Source organism: Streptomyces sp. 11x1 (assembly GCF_032598905.1).
Classification (GTDB): Bacteria; Actinomycetota; Actinomycetes; order Streptomycetales; family Streptomycetaceae; genus Streptomyces.
Genome location: NZ_CP122458.1, coordinates 8,395,284 through 8,418,470, shown reverse-complemented (window position 1 = coordinate 8,418,470; position 23,187 = coordinate 8,395,284). Strand labels below are relative to the sequence as shown.

At 71.3% G+C, this 23,187-nt stretch carries 16 protein-coding genes, 1 pseudogene and 1 riboswitch; of the genes and pseudogenes, 14 read left to right on the top strand and 3 right to left on the bottom strand.

Annotated elements, in window-relative coordinates; genetic code table 11:
• The first annotated feature begins 75 nt into the window (after positions 1 to 75).
• From P8T65_RS36920 to P8T65_RS36900, 5 genes are all read left to right on the top strand, one after another.
• Positions 76 to 825, top strand: a complete 750-nt coding sequence (locus P8T65_RS36920; protein WP_316729572.1) for a lysozyme — start codon at positions 76 to 78, stop codon at positions 823 to 825.
• A gap of 190 nt (positions 826 to 1,015) precedes the next feature.
• On the top strand, positions 1,016 to 2,266 hold the full coding sequence (locus P8T65_RS36915; protein ID WP_316729570.1) for an anion permease: 1,251 nt from the start codon (positions 1,016 to 1,018) through the stop codon (positions 2,264 to 2,266).
• Between the two features lie 31 nt (positions 2,267 to 2,297).
• Complete coding sequence (locus P8T65_RS36910) at positions 2,298 to 2,519, top strand: hypothetical protein (protein WP_316729569.1); 222 nt, start codon at positions 2,298 to 2,300, stop codon at positions 2,517 to 2,519.
• A gap of 224 nt (positions 2,520 to 2,743) precedes the next feature.
• Positions 2,744 to 3,601: a helix-turn-helix transcriptional regulator gene (locus tag P8T65_RS36905; RefSeq protein WP_316729568.1), complete on the top strand. Its 858-nt coding sequence runs from the start codon at positions 2,744 to 2,746 to the stop codon at positions 3,599 to 3,601.
• A gap of 41 nt (positions 3,602 to 3,642) precedes the next feature.
• Positions 3,643 to 4,155, top strand: coding sequence for a hypothetical protein (locus P8T65_RS36900; RefSeq protein ID WP_316729567.1), 513 nt, complete (start codon positions 3,643 to 3,645; stop codon positions 4,153 to 4,155).
• On the opposite strand, the gene P8T65_RS36895 is transcribed toward P8T65_RS36900, so the two are convergent.
• Positions 4,085 to 4,330, bottom strand: coding sequence for a hypothetical protein (locus tag P8T65_RS36895; protein WP_217185561.1), 246 nt, complete (start codon positions 4,328 to 4,330; stop codon positions 4,085 to 4,087). The two genes, P8T65_RS36900 and P8T65_RS36895, sit on opposite strands and share 71 nt — an antisense overlap.
• A 97-nt stretch (positions 4,331 to 4,427) precedes the next feature.
• Positions 4,428 to 4,634: a DUF397 domain-containing protein gene (locus P8T65_RS36890; protein ID WP_217185535.1), complete on the bottom strand. Its 207-nt coding sequence runs from the start codon at positions 4,632 to 4,634 to the stop codon at positions 4,428 to 4,430.
• Between the two features lie 244 nt (positions 4,635 to 4,878).
• Positions 4,879 to 5,011, top strand: a riboswitch (cobalamin riboswitch).
• 100 nt (positions 5,012 to 5,111) lie between these two features.
• Here P8T65_RS36890 and P8T65_RS36885 point away from each other — a divergent pair.
• The 5 genes from P8T65_RS36885 to P8T65_RS36865 all read left to right on the top strand — a co-directional run bounded on the left by P8T65_RS36885 (position 5,112) and on the right by P8T65_RS36865 (position 11,786).
• Positions 5,112 to 6,053, top strand: coding sequence for a cobalamin biosynthesis protein (locus tag P8T65_RS36885; protein ID WP_316729565.1), 942 nt, complete (start codon positions 5,112 to 5,114; stop codon positions 6,051 to 6,053).
• Positions 6,050 to 7,558 (top strand): cobyric acid synthase, encoded by a 1,509-nt coding sequence (locus P8T65_RS36880; protein WP_316729564.1) that lies wholly within the window; start codon positions 6,050 to 6,052, stop codon positions 7,556 to 7,558. The genes P8T65_RS36885 and P8T65_RS36880 overlap by 4 nt, the downstream gene beginning before the upstream one ends.
• Before the next feature lie 178 nt (positions 7,559 to 7,736).
• Entirely contained in the window at positions 7,737 to 9,818 is a 2,082-nt protein-coding gene (locus tag P8T65_RS36875) for a putative cobaltochelatase (protein ID WP_316729563.1), read from the top strand.
• Positions 9,818 to 10,417 carry a cob(I)yrinic acid a,c-diamide adenosyltransferase gene (gene cobO, locus P8T65_RS36870; protein WP_316729562.1) on the top strand — a complete coding sequence of 200 codons (600 nt, stop codon included), beginning with the start codon at positions 9,818 to 9,820 and terminating at the stop codon, positions 10,415 to 10,417. The genes P8T65_RS36875 and cobO overlap by 1 nt, the downstream gene beginning before the upstream one ends.
• 4 nt (positions 10,418 to 10,421) lie before the next feature.
• Complete coding sequence (locus tag P8T65_RS36865) at positions 10,422 to 11,786, top strand: cobyrinate a,c-diamide synthase (RefSeq protein ID WP_316729561.1); 1,365 nt, start codon at positions 10,422 to 10,424, stop codon at positions 11,784 to 11,786.
• 59 nt (positions 11,787 to 11,845) lie between these two features.
• On the opposite strand, the gene P8T65_RS36860 is transcribed toward P8T65_RS36865, so the two are convergent.
• Complete coding sequence (locus tag P8T65_RS36860; protein WP_316729560.1) at positions 11,846 to 12,574, bottom strand: ZIP family metal transporter; 729 nt, start codon at positions 12,572 to 12,574, stop codon at positions 11,846 to 11,848.
• 281 nt (positions 12,575 to 12,855) lie between these two features.
• Between P8T65_RS36860 and P8T65_RS36855 the strand changes: the two are divergent.
• The 4 genes and pseudogenes from P8T65_RS36855 to P8T65_RS36840 all read left to right on the top strand — a co-directional run.
• Positions 12,856 to 13,224, top strand: a pseudogene (locus P8T65_RS36855) (cobalamin biosynthesis protein); the annotation flags it as partial.
• 205 nt (positions 13,225 to 13,429) lie between these two features.
• Positions 13,430 to 14,371: a sirohydrochlorin chelatase gene (locus tag P8T65_RS36850; RefSeq protein ID WP_316729559.1), complete on the top strand. Its 942-nt coding sequence runs from the start codon at positions 13,430 to 13,432 to the stop codon at positions 14,369 to 14,371.
• Entirely contained in the window at positions 14,361 to 15,500 is a 1,140-nt protein-coding gene (cobC, locus tag P8T65_RS36845; protein WP_316729558.1) for an Rv2231c family pyridoxal phosphate-dependent protein CobC, read from the top strand. The genes P8T65_RS36850 and cobC overlap by 11 nt, the downstream gene beginning before the upstream one ends.
• A gap of 715 nt (positions 15,501 to 16,215) precedes the next feature.
• Complete coding sequence (locus tag P8T65_RS36840) at positions 16,216 to 23,181, top strand: polymorphic toxin-type HINT domain-containing protein (RefSeq protein ID WP_316729557.1); 6,966 nt, start codon at positions 16,216 to 16,218, stop codon at positions 23,179 to 23,181.
• Positions 23,182 to 23,187: the final 6 nt, after the last annotated feature.

The following is a 23,187-nucleotide window of genomic DNA, read 5'->3' as shown; positions in this document are numbered from 1 at the left end:
TGATCGACCGGGATCCAGCGATCTTCCAGTAATCTCCGGGTGTTTTGTCACACAAACGCCATTCCGGGGGGAAGTATGGCCACCGATCCCAAGTCGTCCCGTCTCCGCAACCGCGTGTTCGCCGCCTCCGTCGCGGCCCTGGCCCTGGGGGGAACCGCGCTCGCCGAGCCGCCCGCCTCGGCCGCCGCCAAGCCCAGGGGGCACGACGTCTCCTCGCACCAGAAGACGGTGGACTGGTCGAGCGCGAAGTCGAAGGGCGCCCGGTTCGTCTACGTCAAGGCGACCGAGTCCACCACCTACCGCAACCCGCACTTCGCCCAGCAGTACAACGGCTCGCGCGAGGCGGGCCTGATCCGCGGCGCGTACCACTTCGCCCTGCCCCACCGGTCGTCCGGGAAGACCCAGGCCCGCCACTTCGCGGGCAACGGGGGCGGCTGGCGCGCGGACGGCTGGACGCTGCCGCCGGCGCTCGACATCGAATACAACCCGTACGACCGGAAGAGGAAGCGCTACGGCCTGAGCGACGACGCCATGGTCGGCTGGATCCGGTCGTTCAGCGACGAGGTGAAACGCCTCACGGGCCGCCGTCCGGTGATCTACACGACCACCCACTGGTGGAAGACCTGCACCGGCAACAGCCCGGCCTTCGGCGGGAACCACGCGCTGTGGCTGGCCCGGTACGACTCCGCCGGGGCGGGGGAACTGCCCGCGGGGTGGAAGTTCTGGACGATCTGGCAGTACGACAACGGCAGCGGGAACCTGCCGGGTGACCAGAACCTCTTCAACGGGTCCACGAACCGACTGAAGGAGTTCGCCCGGGGGTAGCGGACCCCGGTGTTCCGCCTCCGTTCGAGGGCCGGACCGCCGCTCCGCGTAGCCCCGGTCTCCCGCCGGCCGATAAGCGGAGTGGCGACACCTCGTTCATTACACCCGTACGCCTGCCTCAGTTCATCTTCCGTTCACCCAGGTTGCCTACGGTCCACATGCCACTGACGTCCGAAAGAAGCCCGGGTAAATGGAAAACTTCTCGCTGATCCTCGCGATCGTGGTCATCACCGCGCTCGCGTTCGATTTTACGAACGGTTTCCACGACACCGCCAACGCGATGGCCACCACCATCTCGACCGGCGCCATGAAGCCCAAGGTCGCGGTGGCCATGTCCGCCGTGCTCAACCTTGTCGGCGCGTTCCTGTCCATCGAGGTCGCCAACACCATCTCCAAGGGACTCGTCGACGAGTCCGGGATCCAGCCAGAGGTCATATTCGCGGCGCTCGTCGGCGCCATCCTCTGGAACCTGCTGACCTGGCTGGTCGGGCTCCCGTCCAGTTCCTCGCACGCCCTCATGGGCGGTCTCGTCGGCGCCACCATCGCCTCGGTCGGCCTCGGCGGTGTGCACGGCGACGTGCTCGTCACCAAGGTGCTGATCCCCGCCGTCGCGGCCCCGCTGGTCGCCGGCATCGCGGCGATGCTGGCCACCCGGCTGACGTACAAGCTCGGACAGCACACGAGCGAGAAGGCCTCCGGCAAGGGCTACCGCGCCGGTCAGATCGCCTCCGCGGGCCTGGTCTCCCTGGCCCACGGCACGAACGACGCCCAGAAGACGATGGGCATCATCACCCTCGCCCTGGTGGCCGGCGGCGCCCTCGCGCCCGACTCCGACCCGCCGGTGTGGGTCATCGTCTCCGCGGGTCTCGCCATCGCGCTCGGCACCTACCTCGGCGGCTGGCGCATCATCCGCACGATGGGCAAGGGCCTCACCGACCTCCAGCCGCAGCAGGGCTTCGCTGCCCAGACCAGCGCGGCCACGGTCATCCTGGCCTCCTCGCACCTCGGTTTCTCGCTCTCCACGACGCACTCGGTCTCCGGTGCGGTGATGGGCGCGGGTCTCGGCCGCAAGGGCGGCGTGGTCCGCTGGTCCACCGCCACCCGGATGTTCGTGGCCTGGGGTCTGACCCTGCCGGCCGCCGCGCTGGTCGCCGCGCTCGCCGAGTGGGTGACGTCGTTCGGCAGCTGGGGCACGGCCGTCGTCGCGGTCTTCCTCGTCGCCTCCAGCGCCGCGATCTGGGTGATCTCGCGCCGCGAGGTCGTCGACCACACCAACGTCAACGACACCGAGGAGCCGCCCGGTGTGGTGACCACGGCGATGGCCGCCGTGACACCGCCGCCCGTCGGCACCGTGACCGAGGAGCTCTCGGCGACCATCCCGGTCCCCGCGGCCGAGACCACGGCCCCGGCGAACTCGTCCACGCCGACGCCCGCCGTCTGAGCCCCGCGACCTCCCGAGGAAGAACACCACCATGCACATCGACTGGGCAGCCCTCGGCTCCGTCTTCGGAGTCAGCCTCGTGGTCACCGTGGCCCTCGTCGGCCTCTTCACCCTGGGGATCGTCGGCCTCTCCAAGCGAGAGGCGGCGACCGCCGCCGGCACCTCGCCCGCGCTCGCCACGACAGCGGCCTACGCCTGCTTCGCGGCCTGCACGGCGGCGGTGGGTTTCGGGATCTACCTGATCATGGCCTGAGGCCCCGGCACCCCCTCCCACCTCGCACGACACACACAGACAAACCCCTCGTACCGTTTGACCCGGTACGAGGGGTTTGTCTATTGTCCAAGCAAACTGTGACCCTCGTCGAAATGACACATGTCATTCAGGAGGTGGCTGTACGACGATATCCCAATCGGCGTAAGCTATCAGATACATGCCGTTTCGACGATGGCCACCCGACAGCTGAACAGGGGAGCGCCATGCCCAGGGACATCGATCCGAGCCTGAATCGACGCAGGCTCCGAGTCGAACTGCGCAAAGCCCGCTACAAGTCCGGGTTGACCAAGCAGCAGACCGCGGACGCCCTGGAATGGTCCCTGTCGAAGATCATGCGCATCGAGGCCGGCACGGTCGGGGTCAGCGTCACCGATGTCCGGGCGCTCATCCAGCAGTACGGGATCACGGACCCGGCGCTGGTCGGTGAGTTGGAGGAGGCCGCGCGAGGCTCGAAGGGGCCGTCGTGGTGGGCCCCTTGGGGCAACCTGGTCTCCCAGCCGTTCGCCCAGTACCTGGGCTACGAGGGGGCGGCGACCTCCATCCGCATCTACAACCCCATCGTCCTCCCGGGCCTCCTGCACACCGAGGACTACGCCACCGCCCTCCTCTCCCCCACCTCGGAACCCACCGCCGTGCGACGGTCGGTGGAACTCCGTCTCGCCCGGCAGGAACGGCTGATCGACTCCGACGCCGGGCCGCGCGTCGACATCGTCCTGGACGAGGCCGCCGTACGGCGGGTGATCGGCGGCCCGCGGGTCATGCGGCACCAGCTGGACCACGTGAAGGCACTGGCCGGACGGCCCCGGATGGGCATCCGGCTGCTGCCGTTCTCGGCCGGGGCACACTTCAGCACCCTCAGCCCGTTCATCCTGCTCGGGTTCCGGGACGACGACGACCTGCTCTACCTGGAGGGCCCCAACGGCGGACTGTCGAACCGCGAGGACCTCGACCTCACGGTCCGCTACCAGGAATGCTTCGCGGACATCAGCGACCACGCGTACGAAGGCGACCGGATGATCGAGTTCCTCGACACGGTCAGGGAGAGCCTGGACAACGACTGAGCACCGGGCCGGGACGCCCGGCGGAATCGGGGGGAGGGCCCATGGCGGTCTTCGGATGGCACGAGTGGTGGAGGCGGCTGACGGCGCGCCGCACCGGTCCCGGCGACGGTGAACCGGACGGCGCCGCCCCGGCCGACCCCCCGGAGGCCGGCGGCCCGGCGCCGCTGGACGACTGCACGCTGAAGGCGTACGCCATGCAGGAGGCGGAGTGGGCCGAGGCCCTCATCCGGGTCGAGAGCGCCCGGGTCGACGGCGAGATAAGGCTCCTGTCCGCCCGCCTGTTGCTGGGCACGTTCTGCGCGAGCGTCCTGCTGCTGAGCATCGCCGTGGCCGGTCGGGTCGTGCCCACGACCGGGTTCGGCGCCGCGGCACCGCTCACCACGGCGATCACCGGAGCGATCGCCGCCGCTCTGCTCACCTCGCTCGCGGCCGGTCTGGGCAAGGTGCTGCGCGCCCGCGCCGACGCGGCGCGGCCTCTCGGCCTCAGCGCTCCTCCGGGCCCCGCAGCCGAGCCCCGACCAGAGCCCGGTCCAGGGCCCTCAGCCGCTCCGTGACCGGGGTGAGCCCCCACCACAGGCCGGCCCCGGTGGCCAGGAGGGCGGTCACCGCCAGCCAGACGACACCCCGCGCCTCCGTCCCCGGCACCAGCAGGGCGGCGAGAGCTCCCACCCCCACGGCGAGGACTCCGGCGACCGTGCTGAAGAGCACCAACGGGGCGGCGGCGGACAACAGTGTCCGCCGATCCCTCGATGCCCGCGCACGCGCCGAGGCGGATCCCTTGGTCCGATCTTCCATCGCGTGTACCTCCCGTCCCCCGAACGGTTCTTCAAGAGCCGTCCGCACCCGGGTCCACAAGCCCCGCCAGAAAACCACACCACGCGGTGTGACGGAAGGAGAGCACAGCGTTCTTCTTCCAGTTCGAGTCACGCACCAGAACCCAGCCCTCCCCGAAGCACGCCTCCACGCACACGGTGGTGTCGCCCGAATAGCTGCTCTTGATCCAACTCCGCGCCGAGGACTCCCTGTCGAGCACCCTGACCTCCACCTCACAAGTCAGCGCGCCGACACGCGTCCACCGCGACGACCCGAGCGCCGTGTCCAGCCGCTGCCGCTCGTCGGCGCTCAGTCTTCGTACTGCCGTTCCCTCAAGTGTTCCCGCCCGACACCGCGGAAATGAGCGCAGAAAGAGCCGATTCGGGCGTCTGGCGATATTTCAGCGATGTGGGGCTGAGCACACCCCTGCGCCGCAGGTCAACAGCAAGTTGACGGGTCTTCCGGGAGCGTGGTGGACTGCCGGGGCCATCTACGACGGCAGGAGAGGAAGCCGGTGCGAGTCCGGCGCGGTCCCGCCACTGTCACCGGGGAAGAACCTCCCGGGAGCCAGGAACTCTCGCCGTCGGTCTCGTCGAACCAGGGCGTGGACACCCTGAGTGAGGACATATCGCCATGCGCGGCTGCCGTCTGAGTCCCCGTACCGGGCCCTCGTCCGATCTCGCGATCGGCTGAACCCGTGCGTGCCGATCGCGTGTTCGCGTACGGCGCCACCGCCGGAATCCTCGGTGACCTGCTGCTCGGCGATCCTCGCCGGGGGCATCCGGTCGCCGCGTTCGGGCGGGCCGCCGGTGCCGTGGAGCGGGTGCTGTGGCGGGACCACCGAGGGTGGGGCGCGCTGCACACCGCCGTGTGCGCGGGTGGCGCCGTGGCGCTCGGGGCCGTCGCCTCGTCCGCCGTGCGGCCCTCGCGTGCCGCCTCCGTCGCGCTGACCGCCGCCGCCACCTGGGCCGTGGTCGGGGGGACTTCGCTCGGACGGGAGGCCCGGGCGATCGGGCGGTCCCTGGAGGCGGGGGACGTCGACGGCGCGCGGGACCGCCTGCCGCATCTGTGCGGACGGGATCCCCAGGCGCTCGACGCGGACGGGATCGCGCGGGCGGTCGTGGAGTCCGTCGCCGAGAACACGTCGGACGCGGTGGTGGGGGCGCTCGTGTGGGGAGCCGTGGCGGGTGTGCCCGGACTGCTGGGGTTCCGGGCCGTCAACACCCTGGATGCCATGGTCGGCCACCGGTCGGAGCGGTACCGGCGGTTCGGATGGGCCTCCGCGCGGCTGGACGACGTGGTGGGGTGGCCGGGAGCACGACTGACGGCGGTGCTGGCCGCGGCCTCCGGCGGGGACGCCCGGGGGGCCGTACGGGCCTGGCGCGCCGACGCGCACAGACATCCGAGCCCCAACGCGGGGCCCGTGGAGGCGTCGTTCGCGGGGGCGCTCGGAGTACGGATGGGGGGCACGTTGTCGTACGGGGGGCGGGTCGAGCATCGACCTGTGCTCAATGGGGAAGGACGCGCCGTCGAAGTGGGCGACATCGAGCGGGCCGTGCGGTTGTCAAGGCGGGTCGGATGGCTGGCTCTGGGGATCGGTGCGGGTGTGTCGCTGCTGCGGTCGAGGAGGCAGGGATGAGTGGCGGGCTGTTGGTCGCCGGGACCACCTCCGACGCCGGGAAGAGCGTGGTCACCGCGGGGATCTGCCGGTGGCTGGTGCGCCGGGGCGTCAAGGTCGCGCCGTTCAAGGCGCAGAACATGTCGCTCAACTCCTTCGTGACGAAGGAGGGAGCCGAGATCGGACGGGCGCAGGCCATGCAGGCCCAGGCCTGCCGGGTGGAGCCCACCGCGCTCATGAACCCCGTGCTGCTCAAGCCCGGTGGCGAGCGCAGCAGTCAGGTGGTGCTGCTGGGGAAGTCCGTGGGCGAGATGAGTGCGCGCGGCTATCACGGAGGGCGGCAACAGCGGCTGCTCGGAACCGTGTTGGACTGCCTCACCGAGCTGCGGGGCACGTATGACGCGGTGATCTGCGAGGGGGCCGGCTCTCCGGCCGAGATCAATCTGCGCCGGACCGACATCGTCAACATGGGAATCGCCCGGAACGCCGGGCTGCCCGTGCTCGTGGTCGGGGACATCGACCGCGGTGGGGTGTTCGCGTCGTTCTTCGGGACCGTCGCGCTGCTCTCCCCCGAGGACCAGGCCCTCGTCGCCGGGTTCCTCGTCAACAAGTTCCGGGGGGACGTCTCCCTGTTGGAGCCGGGGCTCGACATGCTGCGCGGGCTCACCGGGCGGCCGACGTACGGGGTGCTGCCCTTCCGGCACGGGCTCGGCATCGACGAGGAGGACGGGCTGCGGGTCTCGCTGCGGGGGACGGTGCGGGAGTCGAACGTCGCGCCGCCCGTCGGGGAGGACGTGCTGCGGGTCGCCGTGTGCGCGGTGCCGTTGATGTCCAACTTCACCGATGTGGACGCGCTCGCCGCCGAACCCGGTGTGGTCGTGCGGTTCGTGGACCGGGCCGAGGAACTGGCCGACGCCGATCTCGTCGTCGTCCCGGGGACCCGGGGCACGGTCCGGGCGCTGGAGTGGCTGCGGGAACGGGGACTCGCCGAGGCGCTGCTGCGCCGGGCCGCCGAGGGGCGGCCGGTCCTCGGCATCTGCGGGGGCTTCCAGGTCCTCGGGGAGCACATCGAGGACGACGTCGAGAGCCGCCGGGGGCATGTACCGGCGCTCGGGGTGCTTCCCGTCCGGGTGCGGTTCGCCCCGGAGAAGACGCTCACCCGGCCCGTCGGGGAGGCCCTCGGGGAGCGGGTCGAGGGGTACGAGATCCATCACGGGGTCGCCGAGGTGCTGGGCGGCGAGCCGTTCCTGGACGGGTGCCGGGTCGGGCAGATCTGGGGCACGCACTGGCACGGGTCGCTGGAGTCGGACGGGTTCCGGCGGGCCTTCCTGCGCGAGGTGGCCGCCGCCTCGGGGCGCCGGTTCGTACCGGCCCCGGACACCTCGTTCGCCGCGCTGCGCGAGGAGCAGCTCGACCGGCTCGGCGACCTGATCGAGGAGCACGCGGACACGGACGCGCTGTGGCGGCTCATCGAGTCGGGTGCGCCCAGCGGGCTGCCGTTCGTTCCGCCGGGGATGCCGGGATGAGGGCGCCGCCGTCTCCGGCTGTCCCCGCAGGGGCGGGGAGCACACCAGAACGCCGCCCATGCGCGGGCTCATCGCCGGGCCATCCCCGCTCAGGCAGGGAGCACAGCACCAGGTTGACCGCGCACGAGCCGTCGAGCCGCCCGCATCTCACCCATTCACCCGTAGGAGGGCCCACCGCGTGAGCACGCACTTCCCCTTCACCGCCGTCGTCGGGCAGGGCGACCTGCAACTCGCCCTGCTCCTCAATGCGATCAGCCCGCGCATCGGCGGTGTGCTCGTGCGCGGTGAGAAGGGCACCGCCAAGAGCACCGCCGTGCGGGCGCTCGCGGCGCTGCTGCCGGAGGTGGAGGTCGTCGTCGGCTGCCGGTTCTCCTGCGACCCCGTGAAGCCGGACCCGGCCTGTCCGGACGGGCCGCACGAGCCGGCGTTCGAGACCCGGCCCTCCCGCATGGTCGAGCTGCCCGTCGGCGCCTCCGAGGACCGGCTCGTCGGCGCCCTCGACATCGAACGGGCGCTCTCCGAGGGCGTGAAGGCCTTCGAGCCCGGTCTGCTCGCGGACGCGCACCGGGGCATCCTCTACGTCGACGAGGTGAACCTGCTCCACGACCACCTCGTCGACCTGCTGCTCGACGCGGCCGCGATGGGTGCCTCGTACGTGGAGCGCGAGGGCGTCTCCGTACGGCATGCCGCGCGGTTCCTGCTGGTCGGGACGATGAACCCCGAGGAGGGCGAGCTGCGGCCGCAGTTGCTCGACCGGTTCGGGCTGACCGTGGAGGTCGCGGCCTCGCGGGAGCCGGACCAGCGGGTGGAGGTCGTCCGGCGGCGGCTCGCCTACGACGACGATCCGGCCGGTTTCGCGGCCCGTTGGGCGGACGAGGAGGCCGACGTACGGCAACGGATCGTCGCGGCACGGGAGTTGCTGCCGTCGGTGGTGCTGGGCGACGGGGCGCTGCTGCAGATCGCGGCGACCTGCGCGGCCTTCGAGGTGGACGGGATGCGGGCCGACATCGTGATGGCCCGGACGGCGACCGCGCTGGCCGCGTGGGCCGGGCGGACCGAGGTGCTCGCGGAGGACGTGCGCCGGGCCGCGCTGCTCGCGCTGCCCCACCGCAGGCGCAGGAACCCGTTCGACGCGCCCGGGCTCGACGAGGACAAGCTCGACGAGACGCTGGAGGAGTTCGCGGAGCCGCCGCGGAACTCGAACGGCCCGAGCGACTCGAACGACCCGAACGACCCCGACCACTCCGGTGACCCTGGCGACTCGCCGGACGAGGATCCGGACCCCGGGCCGGACGGGCCCGGTGGCGGCGGACGGCCGCCCGCTCCGGAGTCCGACGGGCCGCAGGGCGGCGAGGGTGGCACGCCGCCCGAGTCCGGCGAGGGTGTGCCGGCGCAGGCTCCGGCCGCCGGGGAGCAGTCCGCCGTACGGGCCGCCGAGCCGTTCCGTACGAAGGTGCTCAGTGTGCCGGGGCTCGGGGAGGGTGCCGCCGGGCGGCGTTCGCGCGCGCGGACCGAGCACGGGCGCACGACCGGGGCGCGCAGGCCCCGCGGCACGCTGACCAAGCTGCATCTGGCGGCGACCGTGCAGGCCGCCGCCCCGCATCAGCGGACCCGGGGGCGGTCCGGACCGGGGTTGGTGGTGCGCCGGGACGATCTGCGGCAGGCGACCCGGGAGGGGCGCGAGGGCAATCTCGTGCTGTTCGTGGTCGACGCCTCCGGATCGATGGCGGCCCGGCAGCGGATGGGCGCGGTCAAGGGCGCGGTGCTGTCGCTGCTGCTCGACGCCTACCAGCGGCGGGACAAGGTGGGCCTGGTGACGTTCCGTGGGTCGGCCGCCGAGGTGGCGTTGCCGCCGACCTCGTCGGTGGACGCGGCGGCGGCCCGGCTGGAGTCGCTGCCGACGGGCGGGCGGACGCCGCTGGCGGCCGGGCTGCTCAAGGCGCACGACGTGCTGCGGGTGGAGCGGCTGCGGGACCCCGCGCGCCGGCCGCTGGTCGTGGTGGTCACCGACGGCCGGGCGACCGGCGGGCCGGAGCCCGTCGCGCTCGCCGGGCGGGCGGCACGGCTGTTCGCGGCCGAGGGCCTCGCGTCCGTGGTGGTCGACTGCGAGACGGGCCACGTCCGGCTGGGGCTCGCCGGGCGGCTGGCGGGTGAACTGGGCGGTACGGCGGTGACGTTGGACGAGCTGCGGGCGGACTCCATCGCCGGGCTGGTACGGGATGTGCAGGGAACGCAGGGGACTTCGAGGAGGGCCGCGTAATGCCGCAGGGACAGCCGAGTGTCGTACCGGACGATGGTCTGACGACGCGTCAGCGCAGGAATCGTCCGCTGGTGTTCGTGCACACGGGCATCGGCAAGGGGAAGTCCACGGCCGCGTTCGGGCTCGCACTGCGGGCCTGGAACCAAGGGTGGCCGATCGGGGTGTTCCAGTTCGTCAAGTCGGCGAAGTGGAAGGTCGGCGAGGAGAACGCGCTGCGGGTGCTCGGGGCGTCCGGTGAGGGCGGGTCCGTGGACTGGCACAAGATGGGCGAGGGCTGGTCGTGGGTGCAGCGCGACGGTCAGATGGACAACGAGGACAAGGCCCGCGAGGGCTGGGAGCAGGTCAAGCGGGACCTCGCGGCCGAGACGTACAAGCTGTATGTGCTCGACGAGTTCGCGTACCCGCTGCACTGGGGGTGGATCGACACCGACGAGGTGATCGACGTGCTGCGCAACCGGCCCGGGACCCAGCACGTGGTGATCACCGGGCGGAACGCGCCCGAGAAGCTCGTCGACTTCGCGGACCTCGTGACCGACATGACGAAGGTCAAGCACCCCATGGACGCGGGCCAGAAGGGCCAGCGGGGCATCGAGTGGTGACATCGTGACGTCCTACACCTCGGTTCCCTCCGTGCCCCGGCTGGTGATCGCCGCGCCCTCGTCGCGCAGCGGCAAGACCACCGTGGCCACGGGGTTGATGGCCGCGCTCACCGAGCGGGGGCTCGCCGTGTCCCCGCACAAGGTGGGGCCGGACTACATCGACCCCGGCTACCACGCGCTCGCGAGCGGGCGGGTGGGTCGGAACCTCGACGCGTACCTGTGCGGGCCCGAGCTGGTCGCGCCGCTCTTCGCGCACGGCGCGCGCGGGTGCGACATCGCCGTCGTCGAGGGTGTGATGGGGATGTTCGACGGCGCCTCGGGGCAGGGTGAGCTGGCGTCCACCGCGCATGTGGCGAAGCTGCTGCGGGCGCCGGTGGTGCTGGTCGTGGACGCGTCGTCGCAGTCGCGGTCGGTGGCGGCGCTGGTGCACGGGTTCGCCTCCTGGGACCCCGAGGTGCGGATCGGGGGCGTGATCCTCAACAAGGTCGCCTCGGACCGGCACGAGGAACTGCTGCGGGACGCCCTGGAGTCGACCGGTGTGCCCGTGCTGGGGGTGCTGCGGCGGGCCCCGCAGGTGGACACGCCGTCCCGGCATCTGGGACTGGTCCCGGTCGCCGAGCGGCAGGCCGCCGCGTTGGAGGCCGTGGCGGCGATGGCCGCGCAGGTACGGGCCGGGTGCGACCTGGAGGCGCTGGTGGCGCTCGCCCGCAGTGCCGGGGCGTTGTCGGGGCCGGCGTGGGAGCCGCCCGTCGCGGCCACGGGCCGAAGGAAGGTGGTCGCCGTGGCCGGCGGGCCCGCGTTCACCTTCTCCTACGCCGAGCACGCCGAGCTGCTGACCGCCGCCGGTGCCGAGGTGGTCGTCTTCGATCCGCTGCGCGACGAGCAACTGCCCGACGGGACGAGCGGGTTGGTGATCGGCGGCGGGTTCCCCGAGATGTACGCCGCCGAGCTGTCCGCCAACGAGCCGCTGCGCAAGGCCGTCGCCGAGCTGGCGTTCGGCGGGGCTCCGGTGGCCGCCGAGTGCGCCGGGCTGCTCTATCTGTGCCGGGAGCTGGACGGGCGGCCCATGTGCGGTGTGCTCGACGCGACGGCGCGCATGGACGAGCGGCTGACCCTCGGGTACCGCGACGCCGTCGCCGTGGGCGACAGCGTGCTGGCCCCTGCCGGGACCCGGATGCGGGCCCACGAGTTCCACCGGACGGTCGTCGAGCCGGGGGCCGGGCCCGCTCCCGCCTGGGGCATACGGTCCCCTCGGCCGCGGGTCGAGGGCTTCGTGCGGGGAGGGGTGCACGCGAGCTATCTGCACACGCACTGGGCGGCGGAGCCGGGGGTCGCACGGCGGTTCGTGGAGAGATGCCGGGTGTCGTGAGCGGTCGGTCGGGGGTTGTGAGCGGTTCGTCGGGTGGTGCTCCCGGTGGCCCGTCCCGTTCACTCCGCCACGCCCACCACCATCCAGATGAAGGCCGCTCCGGCGACCGTGCACAGCAGGGTGGAGTGGGCCGGGTGTTCGTGGTGGGCCTCGGGGAGGATCTCGGCGGCGGCGAGATAGAGCAGGGCACCGCCGAAGAAGCCGAGGTAGCAGCCGAGCGGGCCCTCCGGGATCGTGAACAGCAGCGTGGAGGCGGCTCCCGCCACCGGGGCCGCCGCGTCCGCGAACAGCATCGCGAGCGCACGGCGGCGGGCGTTGCCGTACACGCTGGTGAGTGTGTACGTGTTGAAGCCGTCCGCGAAGTCGTGGGCGATCACCGCGAGGGCGACGGCGATGCCCATGCCCTCGCCGATCTGGAAGGCCGCGCCGATCGCGACGCCGTCCATGGCGCTGTGTCCGACCATCGCGGCCGCGGCCGTCAGACCCACCTGGGGTGTACGGCCGTTGTGCTCCTCCGCGCCGTGTGCCGCCTGGCGGACGGCCAGCAGGCGTTCCACCAGGTGGGCCAGGAGGAACCCGGCGACGAACAGCAGCAGCGCGGCGGGGACGCCGAAGATCTCGTCGCCGGCGGCCTCCAGTGCCTCGGGAAGCAGGTCGAGGCCGACCACGCCCAGCATCAGGCCGCCGGCCAGGCCGAGCACGAGGTGACGGCGGTCCGTCACGCGTTGTGCCGTCCAGCCGCCGAGCAGGGTCATCAGGAACGCGCCGAGTGCCACGAAGACCGCCATGGGTCTTTGCTACCGGATGAGTGGACGGTGTCGGCTGCGGCGCCCCGGGTGAGTGGGGAGCGAGAGGGTCCGGTTTTGGCCGCGGGTCGATGGGGGCCGGTCGCGCAGTTCCCCGCGCCCCTGGAAGACGGGGGCGGCTGTGCTTGAGCATGTGATTGACGCGCCCAGGGGTGATGCGGAGTGCGCGGGTCGGATCTCGGGTGCGGGTTCCTGGAGGCCGGTCACGCAGTTCCCCGCGCCCCTGGAAGACGGGGGCGGCTGTGGTTGAGCTTGTGAGCGGCTCTCTCGTAGTGGGTGTGGGGGCCTCCGCGGGGGTGTCCGTGGTGGAGGTTCTCGGACTGGTCTCGGGGGTGTTGCGGGATGCCGGGCTGTCGGTCGAGGCCGTCGTCGCGCTGTCCACCGTCGATGCCAAGGCCGGTGAACCCGGCCTCGTCCAGGCCGCCGAGCGGCTCGGGGTCCCCCTGGTCACCCACTCCGCAACCGAGTTGGCCACCGTGACGGTGCCCAACCCCTCCGACGTCGCCCTCGCCGCCGTCGGTACCCGGTCCGTCGCGGAGGCCGCCGCGCTCGTCGGTGGGGGAGAACTCCTCGTGCCGAAGCGGAAGTCGGAGTCGGTGGACGGGCGGGCGGGGCGGGTGACATGTGCCGTCGCGACGGCGAACCCTGGCTTCACCGGGCCCGGTGGGAGTCGGCATGATGATCGTCGTAGCAGTGGCCGCGGTCGTCGCGAGACATGATGAACGTGTGACCGCCGCCGACCCGCCCCGAACGCCCCCGTGTCCCGACCGCCCCCACCCACACCCTTATTCCGACGCTCGCCCCCTCCCCCGCCCCCACCGCTTCCGAGGAGACACCGTGACCACCCCGCCGCCCGCCCTGCTCATCACCGGTCATGGCACCCGGGACGACGCCGGGGCCGAGGCGTTCCCCGCCTTACTGCGCGAGCTGGGGCGCCGCCACCCCGGGCTGCCTGTCGGGGGCGGCTTCGTCGAGCCGTTCCGGCCGCCGCTGAGCGAGGCCGTGACCGGGCTGGTGGAGCACGGCGTACGGCGGTTCGTCGTCGTCCCGCTGGCGTGGGAGACCGCCGGGCGCGCGGACGCGGACGTGGAAGCGGCGCTGGACCGCGTACGGGAGCGGCACCCGGAGGTGTCGTACGGCCGCGGCCGTCCCCCGGGTCCTCACCCCGCGCTGCTGAACCTGCTGGAGCGGCGGGTCGAGGAGGCGCTGGGGTCGTCCGCGCCGAGGACCCCGGGCGACCGGGCCGAGGTGACCGTGCTGCTCGTCGGGCACGGGTCCACCGATCCCGAGGCCAACGCCGAGGTGCACAGGGCGGCCCGGTTGTTGTGGGAGGGGCGCGGGTACGCGGGTGTGGAGACGGCGTTCGTGTCGTCGGCGGCGCCGGACGTGCCGAGCGGTCTCGACCGGTGCGTACGGCTGGGCGCGCGGCGGATCGTCGTCCTGCCGTACTTCCCGCTCGACGGCGGGCCGGCGGACCGGGTGCGGCAGCAGACCGAGGGCTGGTCTGCCGCGCACCAGGAGATCGAGGTACGGTCGGCCGATGTCATCGGACCGGAGCCGGAGCTGCTCGATCTGATCGTGGAGCGGTACCGGGAGGCGCTGGAGGGCGACCCGCACATGCATCGCGATTCCCACGACTCCACCGTGCCCGGAGGCACTCCGCCCGGCGGCGGGAACAGCCCGGGGCTGCCGCGCCAGCCACGCGTCCGCCCGGACGACGACGGGTACGACGGTCACGATCATCACCACTGGGGACACACGCACTCCCATGCACACTGAATCCGACTCCGGGAGCAGGCACGGCCTGCGAAACGGACATGACGACTCGCGGAACACGGGCCAGGACCTGCCTGCCGCCGGTCATGACCTGCGGCATCACGGCGACGCCGAGGTGCGCGACGACGGGGCGAAGCTCATCGACCTCGCCGTGAACGTCCGGGCCGACACGCCGCCCCTCTGGCTGCGGGAGCGGATAGCCGGATCGCTGACCGGGCTGGCCGCCTACCCCGACGGTCGGGAGGCGCGGGCGGCGGTGGCGGCCCGGCACGGGCTGCCGGTGGAGCGGGTCCTGCTCACCGCGGGCGCCGCCGAGGCCTTCGTCCTGCTGGCCCGTGCCCTGAGGGTTCGCCATCCGGTGGTCGTGCACCCGCAGTTCACCGAACCCGAGGCCGCGCTGCGGGACGCCGGGCACACCGTGGACCGGGTGCTGCTGCGGGAGTCGGACGGCTTCCGGCTGGATCCGGCGGCCGTGCCGGAGGACGCGGACCTGGTGGTCGTGGGCAACCCGACCAATCCGACATCGGTGCTGCACCCGGCGGAGTCCCTCGCCCGGCTCGCCCGGCCGGGGCGGACGCTGGTGGTCGACGAGGCGTTCATGGACGCGGTGCCGGGTGAGCGCGAGGCGCTGGCCGGGCGGACGGACGTGCCCGGCCTCGTGGTCCTGCGCAGCCTCACCAAGACCTGGGGGCTGGCCGGGCTGCGGATCGGCTACGTCCTCGCCGAGCCCGGGACGATCGCCGGGCTGGAGCGCGCCCAGCCGCTGTGGCCGGTGTCCACGCCCGCCCTCGCGGCGGCCGAGGCGTGTGTCTCGGACCGGGCGCTGGCGGAGGCCGCCGAGGCGGCGGGTCACGTCGTCGCCGACCGGGCCCATCTGGTCGCGGGGCTGCGGGAGTTCGCCCCCGACGGCCTGGTCGTGGCCGAGCCCGCCGAGGGCCCGTTCGTGCTGATCCGGCTGCCCCGCGCGACCGCCGTACGACGGCATCTGCGCACCCTGGGCTACGCCGTCCGGCGCGGTGACACCTTCCCGGGGCTGGACGACGCGTGGCTGCGCCTGGCGGTCCGCGACCGGACCACGGTCAACGGGTTCCTCCAGGCGCTGGACCGGGCGATGACGCTGGCGGACCGCTGAGCGGAGGGACTCAGCGCTCCGCCCGCGCGGTGGCCGGGTGGTTGCGGTGTCAGGGCGTGGGCAGGGCGAGGGTCGGCACCCGACGAGCTGTGCTCGCAGTGCATCTTGACGCCCGTCCCGTGGGCGAAGTCCTGCCACTTACCGCGCCCGAACGACGTGTTGGCGCCGTCCGGGACGGAGGGCTTCGCGACGCAGGCCCAGACGTGGAGCATCAGGCAGCCGGTCTTCTTGTCGCGCGTTCCGGCAGCCGAGGGGCCCGGCCGCGCAGGCTTTGCCCCAGTGTCAGTGGGGCCGTCGCCGAGTGGTGCCCGAACGTCCCCTCGGGTGGCCCGGCGTCGTCGGCCACGGCCCAGCACCCATCGCGTACGGGCGTGCAGGCCGGGACGTGGACACGGTGCACCCGCACCTCCCAGGGGCCGTGCACCACGCCGACCGTCTCGAATCGGAGTGAGGGGAAGTCAACACGTTTCCATAAGCCGGTCAACAGCTCCGGCAGAGACGGGAGTTGCACCCGGTGACCGGATCCGGTGCGCCCCGCTGCCGCAGCTTCACACCGTCTCACCCGTCCGTCCAGGAGTTCTCCGCAACGTTCGCAGTCCGGAATTCACCCCTCTATTTGACATGCCATTGACACGACTTTGGGGGGCCTTGGTAGACAGTTGCGCCCGGCGATTCCTGTGCGACCCCTGTGCTCACGGGGAACAAGGAGCCCTTCATGGCAGCCTTAGACCACACCCGCGTCCGTATCCGCCTCCGCCGCGTCCGCCTCCGTCGTTTCCGCCTCCGCGCCGCCCTGGTCGGCACCGTGGCCACGGCCCTGATCATCGGCAGCGCACCGGCCACCCCCGCCAGAACCGGCGAGGCGAGACCCGCCGCCGCGGCCGAACCCGACAGCAGCGACCCCCTCGAGGGCTGGAGACCCGCCAGCGAACTCGCCGAGGACGAGGACGACCCTGGCCTCCTCGATCGTCTCTTCGGTGACGACGAGGACGGCGAGGACGGCGAGGAGATCGACCGAGGCGACGACCACAAGCCGCCCCGCATCCGGCTGGATCGTTCCCGGGGCTCGTCCTCCCTCACCCACCGGGGCGTCTCGGGCGACGCCGACGGTGTCCGCATCGCCGCGCCCCGCACCACGCACGCCACCGGCGCCGACCTCTCCTGGAGCGCGTACCGGGGCAAGGACCTGCGGGAGTACGAGGTCCACCGCGCCACGAAGAAGGACTTCACCCCGACCGACGAGACCCTCCTCGCCCCCGTCGACCGCGACACCCGCACCTTCGCCGACCGCACCGCGCCCCCGGCGCTCGACGACAAGGGCAAGAGCAAGACCTACCACTACCGGATCGTCGTCCGCACCCAGCAGGGCAGGCTGCTGGCCGGCCCCGCCCGCACGGTCGAACTGCCGCCGCCGGGCCAGGTCGCCGAGGGGGCGAAGCTGCTCGCCGCCCCCGAAGGCGAGACCTACTTCCTGCCCTACACGCCGGCGCGGATGGTCCCCGGCGAGAAGGCCACCGTCGAGGCGACTCTCACCAACACCACGGACACGGTGTGGAAGAAGGGCAAGCACGTCCTGTCGTACCGCTGGTACCTGGACGGCAAGGACGTCACCAACCTCCTCAACAAGGACGCGACCGGGCTGCCCGAGGACGTGGCACCCGGTGAGACGGTCACCTTCGACGCGGAGTTGAAGGCCCCGGTACTGGTCGACCCGCTCGACAAGCGGCTGACGTTCGGCCTGGAGTGGGACCTCAGGGACAGGACCACCGGCGACTGGCTGTCCGAGACGGACGGGGTGCCGCCCTCCAAGCACCAGGTCACCGCCGAGTACCCGACCTCCGACCAGCTCGGCCTGGAGGACTTCCACTCCTACGCCGGCAAGAACACGGGCGCGGGCTCGGCGCTGATGAGCAACCTTCACGCGGGCAACGCGGTGTGGTCGTACAACGCCTTCTCGAACCCGTCGCTCGGCTTCTCGACCTTCCTGCGGCTGGCCTACAACTCGCAGGACGCGTCCAGCACTCCGGCCGGATACGGCTGGTCGCTGCAGGCGTCCTCGCCGGTCCGGCTGGGCACGCCGCTGGACTTCCACCCGGCCGCACTGCTGCCCAAGCAGATCACGCTGACCGACGGCGACGGCACCAGCCACGTCTTCAGCAAGAACAAGAAGGGTGAGTGGGACTCCCCCGCCGGCGTCCACTTCCGGGTCAGGCAGCTGGAGAAGGACTGTCTGCTCCACCCCCACCAGCGCGAGGCCTGGGAGTTCCTGCGCCCGGACCGCACCCGGTTCCTCTTCGACTGCCAGGGCTACCCGAGCGCCCAGGTGGACAAGAACGGCAACCGGATGGAGTTCACGTACGAGGAGCGGCTGCTCGGGCACCCGTCGAAGCTGCTGAAGTACGTCACCGACGCCGAGGGCCGGCGCACGCTCACCGTCGACCACTGGGAGAAGGGCGAGGCGTACTCGTACGTCGACAAGGACGGGAAGGTGAAGGAGGGCAAGCACCTCCTCAATCCGTTCATCATCGACAAGGTCCGTTCGGTCACCGACGTCTCCGGGCGCCGGGTCGACCTCACCTTCACGGAGAAGGGCCTGCTGGCGCGGCTGACGGACGGCGCGAACGCGGCCGAGAAGCTGCGCAAGGTCTTCACGTTCCAGTACGGCAAGGAGTTCGACCACCCCGGCGTGAAGCTGGTCGAGGTCACCGACCCGCGCGGCAACTCCTCGAAGGTCGACTACGTCGGCCCGCACGACGACAAGGACCAACTGCACTACCTGGGGTACACCAAGGCGGTCACGGACCGGCTCGGCGGTGTGACCGCCTACCGCTACAAGGACCCCGACGGCCATGACGGCAAGGGGACCGAGACGGTCGTCACCGACGCCGAGGGCAACCCCAGCACCCAGCGGCTGGACGGCTACGGCCGGCCCGTGAAGCTCACCGACGCCAAGAAGCGGACCACGAAGCTGGGTTGGGACGCCGACAACAACGTCACGCGCCTGGAGGAGAACAACGGCGCCGCCCGCACCTGGACGTACGACCCGAAGACGGGCTATCCGCTGGCGAGCCGGGACGCGGAGTCGGTGAAGAACGACCGGCCCGCCGCCACGCTCGCCTACGCGACCGGGGAGAACGGCTACATCGCCGACCTGGTGCGCCGGGTCTCCCCGGAGGGCCGTACCTGGCTCTTCGGCTACGACGCGCGCGGCAACATGACCTCGGTCACCGACCCGAAGGGCGTGGCGAGCGAGCCCGCGGACGACTACACCTCCACCAACGCCTACGACGCCCGGGGACGGCTCGTCTCCGCGACCGACGCGAACGAGCACACCACGAAGTTCGAGGACTACGACCCGTCCGGCTATCCGCGGGTGATCGTCGACGCCCTCGGCAACCGCACGCTGACGACGTACGACGTACGCGGCAACGTCACCGAGGTCGAGGAGGCCGACGGAGCGACGACCACGCAGACGTACGACGTGTTCGCGCGTCCGCTGGAGAACCGCAGGCCGAAGGACCAGCAGGCGGGCGAGTTCATCGTCACGCCCGCGCCGAAGTACGACGCCAACGACAACACACTCGTGTTCACCGCCCCCAACGGGGTGTCGAGCAGCAGCGAGTTCGACGCCGCCGACCAGCTGCTGAAGTCCAGCCAGCCGGGTGACGAGGAGGGCGCGCCCGCACGGGTGTCGACCTTCACGTACGACAAGGTCGGCAACCAGCTCACCTCCACGGAGCCCAAGGGCAACCTGACCGAGGAGCCCGGCGACTTCACCTCGACGACGCGGTACGACGAGGTGTACCAGCCGATCGAGGCGGTCAACGCGGCGGGCAGGCGCGCTTCCGCCGTCTACAACGACGTCGGTGACCTGGTGAAGGTCGTCGACGCCCGCAAGAACGAGACCGAGGACCCCGACGACTACACCACCAGGTTCCGCTACGACCTCGACCACCGGCTCCTGGAGACGACCGACGCGATCGGCAAGTCGACGACGAGCACCTACGACTGGGACGGTCTGACGACCGCCACCACGGACGCCGAGGGCAACCGCACGGAGCTGGTCATCGACGCCCGCGGCGCCCTGGCCGAGGCACGGGTCCCGCACGACGACGGCGTGGTGCGCAAGACCCGCTTCGAGTACGACGAGGTCGGCAACCGGACCCGGGTCGTCACCCCGCGCGGCATGGAGACCGAGGACCCGAAGGACTTCGCCTCCGAGACCGTCTACGACGAGCTGAACCGCGTCAAGGAGACCCTGAGCCCCTTCGACCCGGACGACGACCGCTACAACACCCCCGACCGTACGACGTACGAGTACGACGCGCTGAGCCGGGTGAAGAAGGTCAGCGCCCCGCCGTCCGAAGGACAGAGCGTCCGCAACGAGACGGAGTACACCTACTTCGACACCGGCTGGATCAGGACGTCGGTCGACGCCTTCGACATCAAGAACTCCTACCGGTACAACGACCTCGGCCAGCAGATCCAGAACACCCTGAGCAGCGCGGGCGACGCAGTCTCCCGCACCCTCGACTCCTCCTTCTACCCGAGCGGCGCCCTCAAGTCCCGCTCGGACGACGGGGTCCCGGTGGGCCTCCAGGTCGCCCTGGTCGACAACAGCGACATCAACAACACGGCGCAGCAGGGCACATGGGCCACGGTCGACGCCGAGGGCTCGTACGGCTACGACGCGCAGACGCACGCGGCCGGTGCGGGCGAGGACCGCTTCGTCTGGCAGCTGACGATCCCGCAGGCCGGCGACTACACGGTCTACGTCCGGTACCCGAAGGTCGACGGCGCGGCGAAGGACGCCGCGTACGAGATCAAGCACAAGGACGGCACCGAGACCAAGACCCTCGACCAGAGCGAACTCCCCGGTGAGTGGCGCTCCCTGGGCAAGTACGCCTTCGCCGAGGACACAGGTCAGGCCATCACCCTCACCGACAAGGCGACCGGCACGGTGGTCGCGGACGCGGTGCGGCTGGTCCGCGACTACGAGGGCGACACCGACAACGAGAAGAAGGACTTCTCCTACCGCTACGACGCCAACGGCAACCAGATCGAGATCGTCGACAACAGCCCCGGCGTCGAGACCGACCGCTACACCCTGGCCTACGACGAACTCAACCAGCTCACCGAGGTGGTGGAGCACGACGGGGACAGTGTCCGCGACACGACGGCCCTGACGTACGACGCCAACGGCAACACGCTGACGACGACCCACGACCTGACCTGGAGCAAACTGGACTACGACGAGCTGGACCGGGTCGAGCGCATCACCAACGCGGCGTCGCCGACGGCGGACGACCGCCAGGTGACCTCGGTGGAATACACGGCCAGGGGCGAGCTGGCGAAGCAGACCAAGCCGAACGGCAACGTCCTGACCGTCGACTACTACCTCGACGGCGCGACGAGGAAGACCACGGAGCGGCAGTCCGACGACACCCTCGTCGCCGAGCACGCCCTGAAGTACAACGCCAACGGCCACAAGGTCGAGGACGTCCTGAAGCTGATGGACGCCGACGACCACGGCTCGACGATCGACAACACGTACGCGTACACGTACGACCCGCAGGACCGCATCGCCAAGGTCGCCAAGACCGGCGACGACGAGAAGACGGAGGAGTACCGGCACGACGCGGCCGGCAACGTGGTCCGGCAGACGGTCGACGACACGACGACGACCCACCGCTACGACCGCAACCGCCTCCTGACGTCGACGGAGGACGGCGCGTCGTCGACGTACAACTACGACCCGCTCGGCCGCCTCGACACCGTCTCCTTCGGCGGCGAGACGATCCAGAAGTACCGTTACGACGGCTTCGACCGTCCGGAGTCGATCACGTCGGGCGCCGGTGACGCGGCGCGGACGACCCGTCTGACGTACGACGCGTTCGACCGCACCGTGAAGGAGTCGGTCGGCAGCGGCGACGACGCGAAGACCACGCTCTTCACCTACCTGGGCATCACCTCGAACTCCCTGAGGGAGGAGGTGACGGACGAGGGCGTCACGTCCTTCCAGTACGCCTCCTGGGGCCAGAAGCTCACCCAGATCAAGGACGAAGAGGACAAAGAACCGGAGACCACGCAGTACCTCTACCACCCGCACGGCGACGTGGAGGCGCTGACGGACAAGGACGGCAACACCAAGACCACGTATGGCTATACGGCGTACGGCAAGAACGACACGGCCCAGTTCACGGGCGCGGACAAACCGGGGGCGGGCGGGGAGGCGGCGGAGCCGTACAACGCGTACCGCTTCAACGCCAAGCGCTACGACACCGCCTCCGGCACGTACGACATGGGCTTCCGCACGTACGACCCGGGGCTGAACCGCTTCCTCACCCGTGACATGTACGGCGGGGCCCTGGCCGACATGGGCCTGACGATGGACCCGTACACCGGCAACCGCTACGCGTTCGCCGGCGGCAACCCGATCTCCTTCATCGAGATCGACGGCCACCTGTTCGGCCTCTCCTGGTCCGACATCGGCCATGCGGCGCTGGATGTGGTCGGCCTGATCCCGGTCGTGGGCGAGGCCGCGGACCTGGCCAACTGCGGCTGGTACGCGGCCGAGGGCGAATACGTCGACGCGGCCCTGTCCTGCGCCTCGGCGATCCCGTTCGCGGGGTACGGGGCGACGGCGGCTAAGGCGGCGCGGTACGGCGACAAGGCGCTGGACGCCATCGACACGGCGAGCGACACGGCCCGCGCGGCGGACAACGTGGCGGACGCGGGGCGGGCGGCGGACCCGCCCCCGACGGGCGGCACCCCGGACGCCCCGGCGACGCCGAAGGACCCCGCGCCGGCCGACCCGGCACCCGCCCCGGCTCCAGCGGCCCCGAAGGCCCCGGACGCGCCGCCGGCCTGCAAGAACAGCTTCGTCCCCGGCACCGAGGTCCTAATGGCCGACGGCACGACGAAGCCGATCGAGGACATCGAGATCGGCGACAAGGTCACGGCGTCGGACGTGGAGACGGACGACACGCAGGCGCGGACGGTCACCCGCACGATCACGGGCGACGGCAAGAAGCACCTGGTCACCCTGACTGTCGACACGGACGGCCGGGCAGGCGACGAGACGTCCACGATCACGGCGACGGAGAACCACCCGTTCTGGCTGCCCGACGTGGGTCAGTGGGTCGAAGCCGGCGACCTGGAGCCCGGCCAGTGGCTCAGCACGGGCAGCGGCAGCTGGATTCGCATCACGGCTGTCAAGGAGCGGAAAGCACAGGCGACCGTCCACAACCTGACCGTCGAAGGTCTCCACACTTACCATGTGCTGGCGGGACGGACTTCAGTCCTCGTCCACAACTGCGGAGGACTCGACGATGCCGCTCATGCACGGATCCAGGACTCTCTGGGGAACGACATCGCCGACGGAGTCGACTACAACCTCCAGCGCATGTGCCCGACGTGCAACTCGGCCAGTGATGCCGCCGATCACACTCTCCAGGGAATCGGTGCCAACGCGGACCGCTTGGCCCAGTACCTGGCGGGTCAGCGCAATCTGGGTATGACACACGTCGACCGGAGGAAGCCCGGGACGACCGCACGGCGCGACGAGAGCACAGTGGACGCCAACGGTCGAGGCGTCACGATCGTCCAGAACTCCTACATGGTGCACGCCTACCATCAGTCACTGGACGAGTTCAACAGCATCTTCAACATACTGAGGTGAGATCGG